The organism is Micromonospora sp. NPDC049047, from assembly GCF_040649135.1.
Classification (GTDB): Bacteria; Actinomycetota; Actinomycetes; order Mycobacteriales; family Micromonosporaceae; genus Micromonospora.
The window spans coordinates 1-18,137 of sequence record NZ_JBEZEY010000020.1; the positions used below are offsets into that span (position 1 = coordinate 1).

Consider the following 18,137-nt stretch of genomic DNA (forward strand, 5'->3'; position numbering starts at 1 on the left):
GAACTGCCCGGCCCACTCGACAAGCAAACCGACGGCCTTGTCGGCGGCAGCGGTGCCGGCGGAGGTCTGGACCGTGTCGACGGTGTCGGCGATGACCCGGGCTTGGTCGACTGTGATGTCTCCGGTGGCCAGGGCGGCGCGTACCCCAGGGTTGCCGGCGTCCAGGGCGGCGGCGAGGTCGACGAGCCGGCGGGCGGTGGGAACGGTGAGGCGGAGTCGCTCACGCAACCACACGGCTGTCGACGATGCTCCCTGCGTCACGGCCGTGCCACGGCCGTCCAGCTCTCGAACCAGGGACAGCTGCACGGCCGCCAGGCGCTGCTCGAGCCGGTGTGCGGCGTCGAGTGCCGCGACGAGGTCGGACTCCGAAAGAGCCCAGGTCGACGCAACGGCGCACGTGGCGACTTCCGCCTCGGCCTGCGTCAACTCCTCCAACATGAACCGAGAATAGAACAGGTGTACGACAATTTTCCGGCCCCTGCCGGGGACGGGCCGCTGTGCCGAGGGGCGGTTCAGCGGGGGATGCCCCTCTGGGTTTCGGCAGGGAATCGGGTCGGCGTCGGCGCTGTGGTACGGGCAGGATGGTGTGGTGCCTGATCTGCTGTGGGATGACGTCAGGTGGTTCTTCGATCCCGCGGTGATGGGGTCGTTGCCAGACGTTTACGTGCCTGGCGCCTCGATCGAGGACTGGCAGTCGATCCTTGATCTCGTCGTCGCTCATGACTGGGAGTTCCAGTACTCCGAAGGCGCGGCGGTGCTGCCGCTGCCCGCGGCGGCGGCCGTGTTGTCCCGCCCGGCTGACGCCGAGTGCCCGGCACTGCGGGTCTGGCCGTCGGTGGATGTTCTGGCGATCTTCCGGTTCTCTGCGGCGAACGAGATCGACTTCGATGTCGATCTGCGGGAGCTCCAGGGGCAGGAGCGGCTCGATGTGTTCTGCGGTTTCCTGACCGCGATCGGAAGGTGCCTGGGCAAAGCCGTGCTGATGGATTCCGAAGGCGGCGACGGGAGCCATCCGGTGCTCGGCTTCGACGTCGAGGCGGACCGCGTTGTGGTGATGGCGGAGCCGCCGGTCAGGTGAGCATCTATCCGGTGAGTCGTTCGCGTTATCAGCTCGACAGCGCCGTGAGGAGACACGTCGACCACCAGCGGCTGGTGACCACCCCGTGTGGGTGGCCACCAGCCGTACCGGTCAGGACAGCGAGCAGGGGTTGCCGTTGACGGTGACCAGCCCCGGGCTGGGGTTGGCGCCGCCGGAGGTCGTCGCGTTGAAGCCGAACATCACACTGCCGCCGGGTGCGATCTTGGCGTTGTGCGACTCGTTGCGCGCGGTTACGGTCGCGCCGGACTGGGTGACCTTCGCCAACCATGCCTCGCGGACCCGCTGGTCGCCGGTGAACGCGAAGCGCACGTTCCAGCCGTTGACAGCCGTGGCGCCGGTGTTGCGGATGGTCAGCTGGGCGGTGAACCCGGTGCCGCCCTGCCAGGTGCCGAAGTTGCTGTAGCTCACCGAGCAGGTGCTGGCCGGCACCGCGCCGGCGTCACCCTGGTCGGCCAGGAACGAGGAGATCCAGGCCAGCGCCGAGTTCCAGTTGATCGCCACCTCGTTCGTCGAGTACGAGTTGATGTCGTCGACGTAGCAGAACATCGGGGCGCAGCCGGTGAGCAACTGGGCCACGAACGGGTCCTGCAGGGCCGCGTTCGCCCCACCGGCGAGCGAGCCGGCGGGCGGGTGGGGCAGGTCCGGGTTGAGCTGGTTGCCGAAGATCCGACTGTGCTGGTTCTGCGCCGCGTGCTCACCCCAGCCGGTGACGTAGGAGATGTTCAGGGCGTTGCGGCCGAAGATGTAGTCCATCGCCTGCACGGCGCCGTCGCGGTAGGCGGGGTTCCGGGTCAGGTCGAACGCGGTGGCCAGCACGACTGCGTTGTTGATGATGCTGCTGTTGCCGCCCCAGAAGTAGCTGTTGGCGTCGCCGGGCATCGGCAGCCCGTACGCCTGCCGGCGCAGCTCGGCGAGGTACGCGTCGGCAGCGGTGGTGACCGAGGCGCGGACCCGGGTGAGGTCGGCGGTGGGCAGGCCATTCGGCACGGTGGCCAGGTCGAGGCGGCCCAGTGCGGCGACGCTCTGCCAGCCGAAGCCGCGCGGGTCGAACACGTCACCGGTGTGGTGCGGCGACGCGGTCAGGTCGGTCAGGTAGGTCGGCGCGCCGGTGGTCAGGTACAGCTCGACCGCCGCCCAGTAGAACTCGTCTGTGACGTTGCTGTCGTCGTACGCGCCGCCGCCGGTGCCGTCGGTCGGGCTGGCGTACACCGCGGGGTGGGCCTTGGCGGCGCTGTAGGCCGTCTTCGCGGCGGTGCCGCAGCGGGCCGCGAACGCCGCGTCGTAGGGGGCGAAGAGCCGTGCGCACTGCGCGGCGGTGGCGGCCAGGTTGAGGGTGGCCGCGGTGGACGGTGCATGCAGCTCACGCGGCTGCGGGTCGTCCTGCGGGGCGAGCGGCAGCCCGGTCCAGTTCTGGTCGTGGATCTTGTGGTGGACCATGCCGGCCAGCGGCTTGCCGGCCGGTACCTGCATGCGCAGCAGGAACTCCAGCTCCCAGCGGGCCTCGTCGAGGATGTCCGGCACGCCGTTGGCGCGTTCGGGCACCCGCAGTGTGCCGTCGGCGAGTTCGGCGCCGCCGTCGGCGGTGGCCGCGGTCTTGGTGCGCTCGAAGGTGTTCAACAGTTGGTAGGTGGCGATGCCACCGTTGACCACGTACTTGCCGTGGTCGCCGGCGTCGTACCAGCCGCCGCGTACGTCAAGCGAGTAGTCGCAGACGCCCGGCTGGCAGGGCACGTTGGTGTCGCCCTTGTTGGGTGCCACGTCGAGGTGCCCGGCGGGGCGGGCGTACTCGTCGCCGATCAGGTCCCCGTCGATCGCGATGCCACTGCGCTGCGCGTAGAAGAACTGCAGCGAGTCGGAGCGCAGTTGGTCGTAGAGGGCGCCGGAGATGGTGAACGGGTGACTGGTCTCGCCGTCGACGGTGAGCGTCAGGCCGTTGCCCGGGGTGCGGTAGCTGGAGAAGTCGACGGTCTGCACGTTCTGCGCCGAGGCGGCGTCGACGCCGCGGGTGGTGGTGGTGCCGCTGGCCACGACGGCACCCGCGGCGTTGCGCAGCTGCCAGGGCAACGGGGTGGTGGCCTCGGTGACGACTGTGGCGTTCTTCGGGCCGCCGGGCAGGTAGCCGACCTGGTTGACGCGGACCCGTGGCCCGGTGTCCGGCACGTACGGCTCGGGCGGCTCGCCGCCGCGCAGCGAGACGTCGTCGAGGCAGATGGTCTGCGCCTGGGCGGAGCCGCCAACCTGGAAGATCAGTTGGGCGTTCGGGTTGTCGTCCGGGACGGTGAAGGTCTGCTCGACCCGCTGGGCGGTGCCGGTCGCTGTGGCGTCCACTGCCGCGTACGTGGTGTAGGGGGCGCTGCCGAGTTGCAGCACGGCCTTGACGGCGGCGCCGGGGGTGGCGGAGACGGCGAAGCCGAGGGTGTATTCGGCGCCCGCGATCAGTGGCACCCCGTCCTGGCCGATGCCGGCGTCCCAGGGGTTGGCCAGCCCACCCGCGACGGTGGTGCAGAGCCGGCCGTCGGTGACGGCGAGCGCACCGGTGCCGAAGGAGAACCAGGGGCTGACCCCTTCGCTGAAGTCGCCGTTGTCGATCTGCTCGGGGGCGTCCGGTGGTGGTTCGGCGTAGGCCGCGCCGGCGCCCGCGCCGGTGAGGGCCAGGGTGGTCGCCGCGGCCAACAGGAGGCGGCGTCGGGATCTCGTCACGGGGAGTCCTTCCGGACGGGTGGGGGACGGTGGTGGTGGAAAAACTTGGGAGCGCTCCCAGGTATCGGCTCGATGTTTCCAGTGGCGGCACCCCGTGTCAATTGATCTGACTGGATGGGTTCTGGCGTGCGACGAGGGCGACCACCCCGCCCGGCCCGACGCGGCGGACCGGCGTGCGGACGTGAGATTGGCCGCGCCACGCGCTGTCGTCCTGATCTCCTAGAGACAACTGCGCCCTTCGCCTGGCAGGCTGCCTCCCATGACCCTGAAGCTGCGTTCCGTCGGAACGAGCGACCGTGGGCTGATCCGCAGCGGAAACCAGGACGCCCTACACGCCGGAAACTGGCTCGTCGCCGTCGCCGACGGCATGGGCGGGATGGCCGCCGGCGACCTGGCCAGCGCCCTCACCATCGACGCGGTGGCTCCGCTGGACGTGGAGACGCCCGAGGACGCCCTGGTCGCCGCGCTCGAAGGTGGCATCGCGTTGGCCACCTCCCGGATCCGGCAGGCGGTCGCCGAGGATCCCGAGCGCCAGGGCATGGGCACCACACTCACGGCCCTGCTCTTCGCGCGTACCGGCAGCTGCCTGGCGCTGGCGCACATCGGCGACTCCCGGGCCTACCTGTTCCGCGAGGGCGTGCTCAAGCAGGTCACCCGGGACGACACGTTCGTCCAGATGTTGGTGGACCAGGGCGTGATCACCGCGGACCAGGCCAGCAGCCACCCGCGCCGCGCCGTCGTCACCCAGGCCCTGCAGGGGGACGAGGTCACCCCGTCGTACTCGACGATGGTGCCCCGGGTGGGCGACCGCTGGCTGTTGTGCAGCGACGGCCTCTCCAACGTCGTCCGTCCGGACACCCTCACCGAGGTGCTCAGGGACTATCCCGACCGGACCGCCTGCACGGGCAAGCTCATCGATCTGGCCCTGCACGCCGGAGCACCGGACAACGTGAGTGTCGTGGTGGCCGACGTCCTGGAGGAGTAGGGCCGGCGTTCAGCGTCGGCGTGGCGTGACGCGTCGGGTGGGCGTCGCCGTTCGCGGATCCTCCGGCCAGGGGTGCCGGGGATAGCGCCCGCGCAACTCGCCACGCACCTGCGGGTAACCGGTCCGCCAGAACGACTCCAGGTCGGCGGTGACCGCCACCGGCCGGCCCGCGGGGGAGAGCAGGTGCAGCAGCACCGGCGTCCGCCCGGCACCGACGCGGGGAGCCACCGACCAGCCGAACGTCTCCTGAAGCTTCACGGCGAGCACCGGCGCGGCCGGATCGGAGTAGTCCACCCGCACCCGGGAACCACTCGGCACCTCGATCCGCTCCGGGGCGAACTCGTCCAGGCGGGCCGCCTGCGCCCAGGGCAGCAGCCGGCGCAGCGCCGACGGCACGTCCACCCGGGCCAGGTCGGCGCGACGCCGGGCCGCTGCCAACTCGGGGCCCAGCCAGGTCGCTGCGGCGTCGAGCAACGCCTCGTCGGTGACCTCGGGCCACGGGTCGCCCAGGTGGTGCCGGAGGAAACCGAGGCGTTCGCGTAGCGCCCGTGCCGCCGGCGTCCAGGTCAGCAGCCCCAGCCCCTCCTGGCGGAGACCGGTGAGCACGGCCGCCGCCACCGCTTCCCGCTCCGGCCGGTCCAGCCGCCGCTGGAGCAGCTCGATCGCGCCCAGTCGGGTCACCTCCCGGGCCACCACGTCACCGTCGGACCAGCCGACCTCACGACTGGTCCGTAGCAGCGGGCCGGCCGCCTCCCGGGCCGTCGCCTCGTCCACCGGCGAGGCCCGGCGGATCCGGGCCGACGGCGCGCCGGGGGTGCGGTCCGCGACCGCCACCGCCAGCCAGTCGGACCCGGCCAGCCCCGACCCGGCCATCAGCTCCGCGGCGGTCCCGCCGGTCATCAGGTACGCCGATCCGCCCGGCCGCCGCACCCGGGCCAACCGCTCCGGGTACGCCAGCCCGACCAGAAGCCCAGCGGCGAGATCGTCAGTGAGCCCACCCGTGCGGTCAGCCCGGTGCCCTTCGACACGGTTGGCCCCAGCGCGGCCGGCTCCGGCCCGGTCGACTGCGATCTCGTCGGCTTCGGTCCGGCGGCCTGCGGGGCTCGCTGCGGTGCTGGCCTCGGCGCGGCCGTCGGTGCTGGTCTCGGCGCGGCCGCCGGTTGGGGAGCCGGAAGGCAACGCGGCGCGCAGCCGGCGTACCTCGGTGCGCCAGCGTGCTGTCGCACCCGCGTCGACGCCGGCGCGCAGCCGACGCCAGCCGGCGACCAGGTCGTCGCCGGGGCCGGCAGTGCTCTCCTCGGCGAGCAGCGCCACCACCTCGGCCGCCCGGTCGGCGCCGACCCGACCGGCACCGTCCAGCAGTGCCCGGGCCAGTCGGGGGTGTGCGCCGGCGGCGGCGATCGCCCGTCCCCGTGTGGTGATCCGCCCGTCCGCGTCGACAGCGCCCAGGGTGCGCAGGGTGTCCCGGGCCACCGTCAGTGCGGCAGCCGGTGGCGCGTCGGGCAGCGCGAGCCCGACGCCGTCCGGCCGGCCCCAGGCGGCCAGCTCAAGCGCGAAGCCGGTCAGGTCGGCGGTGGCGACCTCCGGCTCGGCTCGGGCGGGCAACCGTTCGTGGGTCGCCGCGGACCAGCACCGGTAGACGTACCCCGGCGCCTCCCGGCCGGCCCGACCGGCCCGCTGGGTGGCGGCGGCCCGGGAGACCGGCACGGTGACCAGCGCGCCCAGCCCACGGGCCAGGTCGATGCGGGGCACCCGGGACAACCCGGCGTCCACCACCACCCGCACGCCCGGCACGGTCAGGCTGGTCTCGGCAAGCGCGGTGGCCAGCACGACCCGCCGTCGATCAGCGGGGCGCAGGGCCGCGTCCTGCTCGGTGCCCCGCTGCCGACCGTGCAGCGGCAGCAGCGCGACGGTGTCGCGCAAGTCGGCCAGCCGACCGCTGACCGCCGCGATCTCCCCGGCTCCGGGCAGGAAGACCAGCACGTCACCGGCACGTTCGCGCAACGCCCGCCGGACGGTCGCGGCCACGTGGTCGAGCAGCGCCCGATCCACCGGCCCGGCTCCGGAGGCGACGATCGGGCGGGCCGGCGGTGCCCAGATGCGCTGCACCGGGTGCAGCGCCGACTCGGCCCGCACCACCGGGGCCGGGGCGGACCCGCCGAGCAGCGCGGCGAAGCGGTCGGTGTCCGGGGTGGCGGACATCGCCAGCAGCCACAGATCCGGCCGGAGGGCGGCCCGCGCCTCCACAGTGAAGGCCAGCGCCAGGTCGGCGTCGAGTTGCCGTTCGTGGCACTCGTCGAGCAGCACCGCGCCCGTACCGGGCAGCTCCGGGTCGTGGTGCAGCCGGCGGACCAGCAGGCCGGTGGTGACCACCTCCACCCGCGTCGCGGAGCTGACCCGACGCTCGCCGCGCACCGCGTAGCCGACCCGGTCGCCGACCCGCTCGCCGAGCAGTTCGGCCATCCGCCGGGCGGCGGCGCGTGCGGCCACCCGACGGGGTTGCGCGATCACCACCCGACCACTCACCCGGTCGGCCACGGCCAGCGGCGCGAGGGTGGTCTTGCCGGTGCCCGGCGGGGCGACCAGGACGCCGGCCCCGGCCGCGTCGAGTGCCGCGACCAGCGCCGGCAGCACCGGCCGTACCGGCAGGTCCACTGTCACGTCGGAGAGCACGACCCAGTCTCGCACCGGCGCGGGTGCCGCCGGAGCGGCGGACCTCGGCCTCGCGGGACTACGCGGGCTCGTCACGTGCGCGGGACAAGGGGGTATGACGATGGGCCGGGTCTGTCGACCCGGCCCATCGTGGTGAGCTACCTCAGTACGTGCCGTCGAGCTGGCCGCGCAGCTTGGTCAGCGCCCGGGTCAACAGCCGCGAGACGTGCATCTGCGAGACACCGATCTGGTCGGCGATCTGCGACTGGGTCAGGTTGCCGTAGAAACGCAGCGTGAGGATCTTCTGCTCGCGCTCGTCGAGGGTGGCCAGCGCCGGGCCGAGGGCGACCCGCAGCTCCGCCAGCTCGAACTCGCTGTCCTCGCCGCCGAGCATGTCGCCCAGCTCGGTGGCGCGCTCGCCGTCACCGGTCGGGGTGGACAGCGATACCGCGTTGTAGGCGCGGGCGCCCTCCAGGCCCTCCAGCACCTCTTCCTCGGTGAGCTTGAGGTGGGCGGCGATGTCGGCGACCGTCGGCGAGCGGCCGAGGGTCTGCAGCAGCGAGCTGTTGGCGTCGGAGATGGCCAGCCGCAGCTCCTGGAGCCGGCGGGGCACCCGGATGTCCCAGGTGCGGTCCCGGAAGTGCCGCTTGAGCTCGCCGATGATGGTGGGGATCGCGTACCCGGCGAAGTCGACACCGCGCGACGGGTCGAACTTGTCGATGGCCTTGATCAGGCCGACCGCGGCGGTCTGGGCCAGGTCGTCGGTCGGCTCGCCACGGCCGCTGTAGCGGTGGGCCAGGTGGTTGGCAAGCGGCAGCCAGGCCTCGATGGCCCGGTCCCGCAGTGCGGCGCGCGACGGGTGGTTGACGGGCAGCGCCGCCATGGCGTTGAGCAGGTCGGCGGCGCTGTCGGTGAGCGCACGCGGGTCGAGCTTGGTGGTGGCCTTCGCAGTGGTGCTCGGCTGCTCGGTGATCGTTGGCGCGGTCATGGGTGGTCCTCCCTGCACCTCGTCCGCGGACAAAAAGGTGTGACGCTTTGGTTTAGCTTTCAATGGGCCGTTCGGGACTCACCTTAACCTGATCGTCTTCCCAAAATCTAGCCGAAAGGTTGATGTACTTAAGGTGTGTCACACCACAAAGGGTGCGAATAGGGCAGAGTTGCGGGCGATGTGATCACCCTTACCCACTGCTGACTGCCGCTCAGCCGCTCAGTGGGCCGGTCCCTCCGGTCAGCCCGGCCGGATCAGCCGACCGGTCAACACGAAATCCGACAGTCGGCCAGCAGTGTCGACTATCCGTCCTTGTCCCGCCGGTGGGACCGGCCGTAGCGTCGCGGGTACACACCCGGTTCGGAGGCACCGTGCTCGATCCAGCCGCTCCCCAGCTCGTCGTGAACAGCCGTACCCTCTACTTCAGCTGGATCCCGGCGGACCCGGACGCCGTCGCCGCACTCGTCCCGCCGGGCCTGTGCCCGCGCCCCGACCACCAGGTGTTCCTCAACCAGTACGTCGTCGAGGACGAGACGCAGACCTCCGGCTTCGGCGCGTACACGCTCACCTATCTCGGCATCTCGCTACTCGGCGTGGACGCGCCCGGCGGGCTCAACCCGGGCGGCTGGTGGACCGCCTACGTGGCCTCCAGCCGGCTGGTCCGGGAGTACGCGGCCGCCCGCGGCGCCCCGGTGTCCACCGGCCGGACCCGGATCGAGGTGAGCGGCGAGACCCTGCTCTCCGAGACGGAGATCGACGGGACGACGTTGCTCCGGGCGCGGTGCCGGGTGGGGGAGACCGGCCACGCGATCAGCAGCGGGCACCACCGCTACTTCACCCGCCGTGACGGCCAGCTGCTCAGCTCGGTCTACCCGTTCGTCGCCGAACCGGTAGCCCCGTTCGAGATCGAGTCGGTGGAGTTCCTCCAGCCGGGGCATCCGATCTACCAGCTCCGCCCGGCCAACCCGCTCACCATCGGCTTCGGCTACTACTCACCGCGCTCCTCGTTCGCCTACCCCGGCGGGCTGAGCGTCCATCCGGTCGTCGCCGCCACGGTGGAGCCGATCCGGTCGACTCACCAGGTGCCGGCCACCCTTGCCCGCAGCGGCCTGCCATCCGGGTCGTAGACCAGCCGGTACACGGGCAGCGCCCAGGCGCGGGTGTACCACGGCAGCCGCTCCGGGCGGTGCGGGCGCAGCCGGCCGGGCGGTCGTTCGCCCACCTGGCCGTCGTCGTACCACCGTTGGAGCGCGTCGGCGGCGGCCGTGACGGCCGCGACGGCGTCCGCCGGGTCGAGCAGGTCCGCGTCGTCCGCGCCGTCCGGGTCCCGGTCCAGGTGCTCGCGCCACAGCCGTAGCCGCAGGTCCCGGGCGAAGACCCGCGCCCCGTCGCCGCGGCCGCCCGGGTCGGTGGGCGCCCGCTGGTCGCGGGTGTCGTCGAGCACCGCGCAGGACAACTCGCTGTCGTGGGTCCAGGACCGGCGGTTGAAGTTGTCGCTGCCGACACTGGCCCAGACGTCATCCACCACGCACACCTTGGCGTGTACGTAGACCGGGCCGCCGGTGCGGTTCTCCACGTCGAACACGTGCACCCGGTCCGGTGCGGCCCGTTCGCACAACGACAGCGCCTGCTCGCGGCCGACCATGTTCGGCGGCAGGGCCAACCTGCCGTCGACGTCCGGGTGCCGGGGCACCACAGCGACCAGGTGCAGCTCGGGATTGTCCCGCAGCGCGCGCGCGAACAGGTCCGCCACCTCGGCCGACCACAGGTACTGGTCCTCCAGGTAGATGAGTCGACGGGCGCGGCGTACCGCCTTTGTGTAACCGCGGGCCACGGTCCGTTCGCCGTCGGGTGCGAACGAGTAACGCGGGCGCACGGCGGGGTAGGTGCGCAGCACCTGAATCTGGTGCGGGCCACACTCGGGCGGGTCGGCCGGTTGCTCGGGCAACGGATCCGGTCGCAGGTCCGCGCCGCGCAACCGGTCCCGCAGGTAGGCCATCGGGTTCTCCGAATCCAGTGGCATCGGGTCGGTCCAGCGCTCCCGGAACAGCGTGTCCAGCGCGCCGACCACCGGCCCGCGCACCGCGAGCTGCACGTCGTGCCAGGGCGGGTTGGGCCCGTACCGGGGCGACATCTGCACCGGCTGCGGATCACCGTGGTGAGCGGCGTCGTCACGTCGGCTGTGGCACAGGTCGATCCCGCCGGCGAACGCGATGTCCCGTTCGGGTGCGCCTGGGTGCCGCAGCACCACGAGCTTCTGGTGGTGCGAGCCGCCGCGGCGGACCCGCTGGTCGAGCAGCACCTCGCCGCCGGCGGCGGAGATCGTCTCGCTGAGGTCGCGGTTCTCCGCCTCGCTGTAGGCCATCGCGTCGAGGTGCGAACGCCAGATCAGTCCCTTGACCACCACGCCGCGCTGGGCGGCCTGGGCGAAGAGCTGGGCCACGGTCGGGCCGTCGGGACGCAGCCGCTGGTCCGGATCGCCCCGCCAGTCGGTGAAGAACAGGTGGTCGCCGGGCCCCAACGCCTGCACCTCGTCGACCAGCCGGTCGAAGTACGCGGCACCGTGAATCAACGGCTCGGCGAGGTTTCCCCTGGTCCAGACGGGTAACCCAGAGACCGGGTTGGCGCGTTCCTGTGCGGTGAGGAACCAGTCCTGCGACGGCAACGTCCAGCCCCCCTGGAGGTCGGCAACGTCCTCACGGTAGGACCCCGGACGCGGGTCCGCATGTCAGGCCGCCCGAGCGGTGACCTGGATGACGTTCAGCGCGAGCACGACAACCGAGGAGGCCACACCATGCCCCGCGAGACGACGAACCCCGTGACCGAGTACCGCGAGCCGGCGGTGGAGAGCGAACGGGGCGCGCTGGTAGCGGTGTTGCTGATGGTGATTCTGGGCGTCGCCGGGATTTTCGCGGTCTCCTGAGCCGCCCGGGCGCCCCGTGCTGTCGACGGGGCACCCGGGGTGATCTCGCTGACTCGGGTCAGGGACGCGGGCCCTGGCCGTCGGTGTGCGGGACCCGCTCGGCGGGGATGACGCCGAGCCGGCCGGCCTTGAAGTCCTCGAACGCCTGGAGCAGCTCGTCGCGGGTGTTCATGACGAACGGGCCGTACTGCGCCACCGGCTCCCGGATGGGCTGACCGCCCATGATGTAGAGGTCCAGCGCCGGGGTGTTGCTGTCCTGGGTGGGGCCCGCGCTGAAGCGCAGCGCGTCGCCCGGGCCGTGCACGGCGAGCTGACCGGTACGCACCGGTCGCCGCTCGGTGCCGACCGTGCCACGACCGCCGAGCACGTACACCAGGGCGTTGAAGTCGGGCTGCCAGGGCAGGTCGACCTGCGCGCCCGGCTGCACGGTGACGTGGGTGATGGTGATCGGGGTGAAGGTCGACCCCGGACCGCGGTGCCCGGCGATCTCACCGGCGATGACCCGGATCAGCGCGCCGCCGTCGGGGGTGCTGAGCAGGGCCGACTGCCGGCCCCGGATGTCCTGGTAACGGGGCGGGTTCATCTTGGCCGAGCGGGGCAGGTTCACCCAGAGCTGGGTGCCGTGGAAGAGCCCGCCGCTCATCACCAGGTGCTCCGGCGGCGCCTCGATGTGCAGCAGGCCGCTGCCGGCCGTCATCCACTGGGTGTCGCCGTCGGTGATGGTGCCGCCGCCGCCCTGCGAGTCCTGGTGGTCGAAGATGCCGTCGATGATGTACGTGACGGTCTCGAAGCCGCGGTGCGGGTGCCACGGCGTGCCCTTGGGCTCGCCCGGCGCGTAGTCGACCTCGCCCATCTGGTCGAGGTGGATGAACGGGTCCAGGTCGGTGGTCGACACCCCGGCGAAGGCACGCCGGACCGGGAAGCCCTCACCCTCGAAGCCGCTGGGCGCGGTGGTCACCGTGCGGACCGGGCGGAAGGTGGTGCCGTCGCCGAGTTGGGGCAGGCGCGGCAGGACAACGATGTTGTCAACGGTGATCGCGGGCATCGGAGGGCTCCTTAACGTGTGGCTGGGTGCTCGACGTGGTCCGGGCCGCCCGCAGGCGGTGGCCGAGCCGGTCGAAGACCCGGGTGAGGCAGGCGACCTCGGCGTCGTCGAGGTCATCCATCAGGTGGGCCCGCACCGACGCGAGGTGGTGGGGTGCGGCTTCGGACAGGGTGAGCAGCCCGGCGGCGGTGAGCACCGCCTCGCTGCCGCGCCGGTCGTCCGGGCAGGGCTCCTTGCTGACCAGGCCGCGGCGCTGCATCGAGGAGATCTGGTACGTCAGTCGGCTGGGGGAGAAGACCAGTCGGCTGGCCAGCTCCCCCATCCGCAGTCGTTGCCCCGGTGCCTCGGAGAGCAGGACCAGCACGTGGTAGTCGGCGAAGGTGAGGTCGCTGTCGGTGCGCAGGTCGTCTTCCAACTGCGTGAACAGGCGCTGGCTGGCCTCGATGTAGGCACGCCAGGCGGCCGCTCGGGTGCTGTCCAGGCTCTCTGTCACGTCCACCACAGTAGCACTCGTTCAAAATTTAACTAGTGCTGTTCGGCGTTGCCTGCGTCACGTCTGCCCGGTGGGTGCCGTGCTTGGTGCAGTTTTGAAAGAAAGCGCGGGCCAGTCCGGCGGCGATGTCGGCGCGGTCTGTGCCAGACTCCGGCCTCGTGGAACACGTGGAACTCGCCGCCGCCGACCTGTTGCTGCGCCCCTGGCGAGACGAGGACGCCCCGGCGGTGCGCGACGCCCTCCGCGACCCGGCTATCGCCCAGTGGAACCCGCAGGGCGGCGGCCCGATCGACGACGAGTTCGCGCTGCTCTGGGTGCGCCGCCGGGCCGACTGGTCCACCGGCGGCCACGCCTCGATGGCGGTCACCGCGGCGGCCGACGGCGAACTGCTCGGTTCGGTGTCACTGCACAGCATCCACGACGGCAACGCGTCTATCGGCTACTGGACGGCGCCCGCCGCCAGGGGACGTCAGGTGGCAGTGCGCGCCGTCGTCCGGCTCACCGACTGGGCGTTCGCGGATCTGAGGCTGCACCGGGTGGAGCTGTGTCACGCGGTGGCCAACCCGGCGTCCTGCCGGGTCGCCGACCGCGCCGGCTACCCGGCCGAGGGGACGCTGCGCGAGTCGCACCGGTACGGCGACGGCCGCCGCTACGACGAGCACCTGCACGCCCGCCTGGCCACCGACCGCTAGCCGGGACCGGGCCGGGGTCCGCACACGCTCCGGCCCCGGCCGCCTCGAACCGTCACTCGGTGACCTTGCGGAGGAACGTCGCCAGGGCCGTCCGGACGCGGTCGATCCGCTCCGGCAGGGGCAGCGGCTCGGGCGCGGGCGGCCCGGCGTGCTTCTTGCCCCGCAGATACAACGAGCAGGCCAGGTCGGAGCACAGATACGTGCCCACGGAATCGCCCTGCCGCCCGCTCGGGCCAGCCTTGGGGGCGGTCATCAACGAGACGCCTCCGCCGAGGTGCGTGGTCAGGCAGAACGAGCACATGCTGTGCCGTACGCGCCCCGTCTGGTGCGTCGCGGCCCGCAGCACCACCCCGGCCAGCTTGCCGTCGGTTTCGGCGACCAGGTAGGCCCGCTGCGGCGCGGAGGGATCCCGCCAGCCGAGGAAGTCGAGGTCGTCCCACTGTCGCATTTCAAGATCGTTCGGTACGGCCAGCCGCTTCGCCTCGCCCCGGCTGCAGTTGACGAAGGAGGCGCGGATGGCGGATTCGGTCAGGACCAACATAGGTAGTAGCCTAGCCCTCTTAGGCAAGCGTTTATTACGGCTAGGTTTGGAGTGTGCTGCATGGCACGTGCCGGCGTGACCGTCGAGCGCTTGACCCTGGCCGCGGCCGAGCTGGCCGACGAGGTGGGGGTGGACAACGTCACAGTTGCCGCGCTGGCCCGCCAGTTCGGGGTGAAGGACGCGAGTCTGTACTTCCACCTCAAGAACGCGCACGAACTGCGGGTCAGGATCGCCCTGCTGGCGCTTGCGGAGCTGGCCGACCGGGTCGCCGCCGCGCTGGCCGGTCGGGCCGGCAAGGACGCACTGGTGGCCTTCGCCAACGCGTACCGCGACTACGCCCGAGAGCATCCGGGTCGCTACGCCGCCATGCAGATCGACCTCGACCCGGAGACCGCCGCCGCGAGCGCGGGCGTCCGGCACGCCGAGATGACCCGGGCGATCCTGCGCGGCTACCGGCTCTCCGAGCCCGACCAGACCGACGCGGTGCGGATGATGCACAGCACCTTCCACGGGTTCGTCAGCCTGGAGAAGACCGGCGGCTTCCGGCACACCCCGCGCCCCACCGACGACTCGTGGTCGCGCACCCTGGACGCCCTCGACGCCGTCCTCACCAACTGGCCGTCGCGCTGACGGCCGAAGCTGAGGTGCGGGCTGACCCCGGCGGTAAGGTCGCGGGGTACGAACTCACCCAGAAGGGCAAGGACCTCGGCCAGGTCTTCGTCGCCGAGGTGGTGCGCTGCCAGGCGTGCGGCAGACCCGTCCGGTCCGGAGAGCTGTGATTCGATCAGGAGTCCCCAGCATGTTGAGCGATCTGGAGTTGGCCGACTGGCGGAAGCGGGTTGCCCGGCTGTACCTGTCCGACGCCGACCTGGTCGGCTTCCGCGCCGGCCGCGACGACCTGTTCGCCACCCACCCGCAGAGCCCGATCCCGGCGGGGGACCGGCCCGGCTTTTCCGGGGTGCGCTACTTCCCGCCCAATCCCGACGCAGTGGTCGAGGCACCCCTGCGTTCGGCAAGCGGGGAGCTGCGCATCGACACCGGCGGCCCGGACGGGGTGATCGCGTACCGGCGGGTCGCCGTGGCCGAGACGCCCTGGGGTCCGCTGACAGTGTGGTGGATCGAGGCGTACGGGGGCGGGCTGTTCGTTCCGCTGCGCGACGGCACCTGCGGGCGGGAGAGCTACGGGGGAGGGCGCTACCTCACCGACACGGTGAAGGGCACCTTCGGTCGGGGCGTCGAGCTGCTGCCCGGCGACCGGGTCCGGCTGGACGCCAACTACCTCTACAACCCGAGCTGCGCCTACGACGACCGCTGGGCCTGCCCCCTGGCACCCCCGGAGAACCGGGTCGAGGTCGACATCCGCGCCGGCGAGCAGACGTACCACTGACCGGCCGCCCCGGCGTGCGGCCGGGACGGCCGGTCGTTCGACAGTGGCTCAGCGGGCGCTCGACCCGGGCACCTGCATCCGACCCATCAGCTGGCGGGCCTGGTCGGAGAGCTGGGCGTCGACGGTCACCGCGTACTGGCCGGCGCGTAGCGAGCTGGCCGAGGTGAAGTCCCGCTGTCCGCCCGTCATCGCGTGCGCGACCGCGCCGAACACGGCACCCCAGATCGCGCCGATGACCAGCCCGACCAGGATCACCGCCAGCCAGTTGCCGACGGTGAAGATGCCGAACAGCAGGCCGATGAAGAGTCCGAACCAGGCACCGGTGCCGGCGCCGAGCAGTCCGGCCCGCCCGGTGGTCATCCGCCCGAGCACCGTCTCCACCAGGGTGAGGTTGGTGCCGACGATGGCGGTGTGCTCCACCGGGAAACGGTTGTCGGCCAGATAGTCGACGACCCGCTGGGCGGCCGGATAGTCCGGATACGATCCGATCGTCACGGTCGGCGGACCGGCCCGCGGCCCGTGACCGTCACCGGCCGGTGTCGACAGGCGGCCGGCCGGCCCGGTGGGAAGCAGGTCGCCATCCTGTGTGCCGGGCCGCCACGCGGCGGTCGGCCCCGAAGCTGACGTCATGAGCATCCTCCCTCGTCAGCCCCCCGGGTTCCCGTCCACGCCGAGGGGTAACACCGACGGACCCGGCGCGGGCCATCCCCACCGGGGGAATGGGCGCGGGCGGCCCGGGTAGCCAGTCAGGTGGAGAGCGGACAGATCAGCGAATACGGGTTCCTCGCCGACGGCCGCACCGCGGCACTGGTGGACGCCTCGGGCTCGGTGAACTGGTGGTGCCCGGGGCGGTTCGACGCCCCGTCGGTGTTCGGCCGGTTGCTCGACGACGACGCCGGGCACTGGTCGATCCGGCCGGAGATCGATTTCACAGTCGACCGCTGCTACCTCGACGACACCCTCGTGCTGCGGACCGTCTTCCGGACCGCCCAGGGGGAGGTCGCGCTCACCGACGCGCTCGCCTTCGAACCCGGCAGCCGTGGTCACGACATCGGGATGCGCTCCCCGCAGGTGCTGGTCCGCACCGTGCACGGGCTCAGCGGTGAGGTTCCGATGCGGGTGCACTATCGGCCGCGCTTCGAGTACGGCCGCGCCATCGCGTACCTGGTCGAGCGGGCCGACATGCTCGAAGCCATCGCCGGCGCCGCGCGGCTCACCTTCCGTGGCAGCGTGCGGTTGGCGTGCGGCGACGACGGCGATGCCACAGCGACGTTCACCGTCCGCGCCGGCACCACCCACAACTTCACGCTCGGGTACGCCCCGACCTACGACGCCCCGCTGCCCGAGGTGCCGGACGCCGACGAGACGATCGCCGACACCGTCGCCGGCTGGCGGTCCTGGGCCGACGAGCACGGATACCAGGGCCTCTACGCCGAACAGGTGCGCCGCAGCGGACTGGTGGTCCAGGGCATGACGTACCGGCCCAGCGGCGCGGTGGTGGCCTCGGTGACCACCTCCCTGCCCGAGGAACTCGGCGGGGAACGCAACTACGACTACCGCTACGTCTGGGTGCGCGACTTCAGCCACACGCTGCGGGCGCTGTGGCGGTCGGCGTGCTACGACGAGGTGCGGCGGCAGTTCGTCTGGTTGGGCCGGGCGATGGGCCGGATCGACGACCAGCCGGTGCCCATCATGTACGGGGTGCTGGGCGAACGGGACCTCACCGAGCATCGGCTGGACCAGCTCGGCGGATACCGGGACAGCCCGCCGGTGGTGACCGGCAACGATGCGTGGCGGCAGCGGCAGAACGACATCTACGGCGCGGCGATGGAAGCCGCCTGGCTGATGCGGGACGAGTTGGAGCCGTTCGACCCGGAGGTCTACCACCTGCTCCGGGTGCTGGCCGACCAGGCCGAGCGGGGCTGGAAACTCCCGGACGCGGGGATGTGGGAGGAGCGTGGCGTCCAACACCACCACGTGTCCTCGAAGGTGGAGTGCTGGGTCGCGCTGGACCGGGCGGTCCGCTTCGGCGACCGGCTCGGCGAACCGCAGGACGTGGCCCGCTGGACGGCGGCCCGGGACGAGGTGCGCGAAGCGATCCTCACGCGCGGATGGAGCGACCGGCTCCAGTCGTACACCGGGATCTTCGATTCCGACCAACTGGACGCGTCGGTGCTGGTGATGCCGCTTGTGGGTTTCCTGCGGGCGGATGACCCGCGGATGCGCTCGACGGTGCGCGCGGTGGAGCGGCGGCTGTCACACGACGGCCTGCTGCGGCGTTGGGACGGCGACCCGGCGGGCTTCGTCATCTGTTCGTTCTGGCTGGTGAGTTGCCTGGCGTTGGCCGGTGAACGGGACCGGGCCCACGAGTTGTTTCGTGACCTGGCCGGTCGGGTCAATGACCTGGGCCTGTTCGCCGAGCAGATCAACCAGCACACCGGGGAGCAGTTGGGCAACTTCCCGCAGGCGTTCTCGCACATCGGCCTGATCAATGCCGCGGGCGTGCTCACCGACGTCGAGCAGAACCCGACGTTGCGTGACTGCGGGATGCCCCCGGCGTATTTCACCCCCCAGGGCCGTCGCTGAACCGGCCGCGTCCCCCGGCGGACAGTCGGGGTGCGGGAGAGAATGC

The 18,137-nt window shown here is 71.9% G+C and carries 18 protein-coding genes; 9 read left to right on the forward strand and 9 right to left on the reverse strand.

The window, feature by feature from the left end:
* Window positions 1–438: DUF222 domain-containing protein (locus AB0B86_RS25555; protein WP_357411746.1), on the reverse strand; the 438-nt coding region annotated here is incomplete at its 3' end.
* 151 nt (window positions 439–589) lie between these two features.
* On the opposite strand from AB0B86_RS25555, the gene AB0B86_RS25560 reads away from it, so the two are divergent.
* Window positions 590–1,078, forward strand: coding sequence for a hypothetical protein (locus AB0B86_RS25560; protein ID WP_357411747.1), 489 nt, complete (start codon window positions 590–592; stop codon window positions 1,076–1,078).
* A 111-nt stretch (window positions 1,079–1,189) separates the two neighbouring features.
* Here AB0B86_RS25560 and AB0B86_RS25565 read toward each other — a convergent pair whose 3' ends face one another.
* A complete protein-coding gene (locus AB0B86_RS25565) occupies window positions 1,190–3,799 on the reverse strand; it encodes a glycoside hydrolase family 9 protein (RefSeq protein WP_357419934.1) in 2,610 nt (869 codons plus the stop codon).
* Window positions 3,800–4,058: 259 nt separating this feature from the next.
* Here AB0B86_RS25565 and AB0B86_RS25570 point away from each other — a divergent pair, with 259 nt between their 5' ends.
* Window positions 4,059–4,784, forward strand: a complete 726-nt coding sequence (locus AB0B86_RS25570) for a protein phosphatase 2C domain-containing protein (RefSeq protein WP_357411749.1) — start codon at window positions 4,059–4,061, stop codon at window positions 4,782–4,784.
* A 9-nt stretch (window positions 4,785–4,793) separates the two neighbouring features.
* Here the strand turns inward: AB0B86_RS25570 and AB0B86_RS25575 are convergent, their stop codons facing one another.
* Window positions 4,794–7,457, reverse strand: coding sequence for an ATP-dependent helicase C-terminal domain-containing protein (locus AB0B86_RS25575; RefSeq protein WP_357411806.1), 2,664 nt, complete (start codon window positions 7,455–7,457; stop codon window positions 4,794–4,796).
* A 142-nt stretch (window positions 7,458–7,599) separates the two neighbouring features.
* A complete protein-coding gene (locus AB0B86_RS25580; protein ID WP_357411750.1) occupies window positions 7,600–8,424 on the reverse strand; it encodes a SigB/SigF/SigG family RNA polymerase sigma factor in 825 nt (274 codons plus the stop codon).
* 371 nt (window positions 8,425–8,795) lie between these two features.
* Here AB0B86_RS25580 and AB0B86_RS25585 point away from each other — a divergent pair, with 371 nt between their 5' ends.
* Window positions 8,796–9,551: a hypothetical protein gene (locus AB0B86_RS25585; protein WP_357411751.1), complete on the forward strand. Its 756-nt coding sequence runs from the start codon at window positions 8,796–8,798 to the stop codon at window positions 9,549–9,551.
* Here the strand turns inward: AB0B86_RS25585 and AB0B86_RS25590 are convergent.
* A complete protein-coding gene (locus AB0B86_RS25590; RefSeq protein ID WP_357411752.1) occupies window positions 9,500–11,089 on the reverse strand; it encodes a phospholipase D-like domain-containing protein in 1,590 nt (529 codons plus the stop codon). The genes AB0B86_RS25585 and AB0B86_RS25590 overlap by 52 nt on opposite strands.
* Before the next feature lie 129 nt (window positions 11,090–11,218).
* Between AB0B86_RS25590 and AB0B86_RS25595 the strand changes: the two genes are divergently transcribed.
* Window positions 11,219–11,347 (forward strand): hypothetical protein, encoded by a 129-nt coding sequence (locus AB0B86_RS25595; protein WP_255787601.1) that lies wholly within the window; start codon window positions 11,219–11,221, stop codon window positions 11,345–11,347.
* 58 nt (window positions 11,348–11,405) lie between these two features.
* Here the strand turns inward: AB0B86_RS25595 and AB0B86_RS25600 are convergent, their stop codons facing one another.
* The gene (locus AB0B86_RS25600; RefSeq protein WP_357419935.1) at window positions 11,406–12,392 is read right to left on the reverse strand and encodes a pirin family protein; all 987 of its coding nucleotides are present in this window, start codon (window positions 12,390–12,392) and stop codon (window positions 11,406–11,408) included.
* On the reverse strand, window positions 12,373–12,885 hold the full coding sequence (locus tag AB0B86_RS25605) for a MarR family transcriptional regulator (RefSeq protein WP_357419937.1): 513 nt from the start codon (window positions 12,883–12,885) through the stop codon (window positions 12,373–12,375). Before AB0B86_RS25605 ends, AB0B86_RS25600 begins: the two co-directional genes overlap by 20 nt.
* A 158-nt stretch (window positions 12,886–13,043) precedes the next feature.
* On the opposite strand from AB0B86_RS25605, the gene AB0B86_RS25610 reads away from it, so the two are divergent.
* Window positions 13,044–13,577: a GNAT family protein gene (locus tag AB0B86_RS25610; protein ID WP_357419939.1), complete on the forward strand. Its 534-nt coding sequence runs from the start codon at window positions 13,044–13,046 to the stop codon at window positions 13,575–13,577.
* A gap of 52 nt (window positions 13,578–13,629) precedes the next feature.
* On the opposite strand, the gene AB0B86_RS25615 is transcribed toward AB0B86_RS25610, so the two are convergent.
* Window positions 13,630–14,118: an FBP domain-containing protein gene (locus AB0B86_RS25615; protein ID WP_357411756.1), complete on the reverse strand. Its 489-nt coding sequence runs from the start codon at window positions 14,116–14,118 to the stop codon at window positions 13,630–13,632.
* A 75-nt stretch (window positions 14,119–14,193) separates the two neighbouring features.
* On the opposite strand from AB0B86_RS25615, the gene AB0B86_RS25620 reads away from it, so the two are divergent.
* From AB0B86_RS25620 to AB0B86_RS25630, 3 genes are read left to right on the forward strand one after another with little or no spacing between them, the layout of a single operon-like run.
* Window positions 14,194–14,748: a WHG domain-containing protein gene (locus AB0B86_RS25620; protein WP_357411757.1), complete on the forward strand. Its 555-nt coding sequence runs from the start codon at window positions 14,194–14,196 to the stop codon at window positions 14,746–14,748.
* Between the two features lie 14 nt (window positions 14,749–14,762).
* Complete coding sequence (locus AB0B86_RS25625; RefSeq protein ID WP_357411758.1) at window positions 14,763–14,897, forward strand: hypothetical protein; 135 nt, start codon at window positions 14,763–14,765, stop codon at window positions 14,895–14,897.
* Between the two features lie 23 nt (window positions 14,898–14,920).
* A complete protein-coding gene (locus tag AB0B86_RS25630; RefSeq protein ID WP_357411807.1) occupies window positions 14,921–15,505 on the forward strand; it encodes a DUF1684 domain-containing protein in 585 nt (194 codons plus the stop codon).
* Between the two features lie 48 nt (window positions 15,506–15,553).
* Here the strand turns inward: AB0B86_RS25630 and AB0B86_RS25635 are convergent, their stop codons facing one another.
* Entirely contained in the window at window positions 15,554–16,135 is a 582-nt protein-coding gene (locus AB0B86_RS25635) for a general stress protein (RefSeq protein WP_357419940.1), read from the reverse strand.
* A 120-nt stretch (window positions 16,136–16,255) separates the two neighbouring features.
* Between AB0B86_RS25635 and AB0B86_RS25640 the strand changes: the two genes are divergently transcribed.
* Window positions 16,256–18,091 carry a glycoside hydrolase family 15 protein gene (locus tag AB0B86_RS25640; RefSeq protein ID WP_357419941.1) on the forward strand — a complete coding sequence of 612 codons (1,836 nt, stop codon included), beginning with the start codon at window positions 16,256–16,258 and terminating at the stop codon, window positions 18,089–18,091.
* Window positions 18,092–18,137 lie beyond the last annotated feature (46 nt).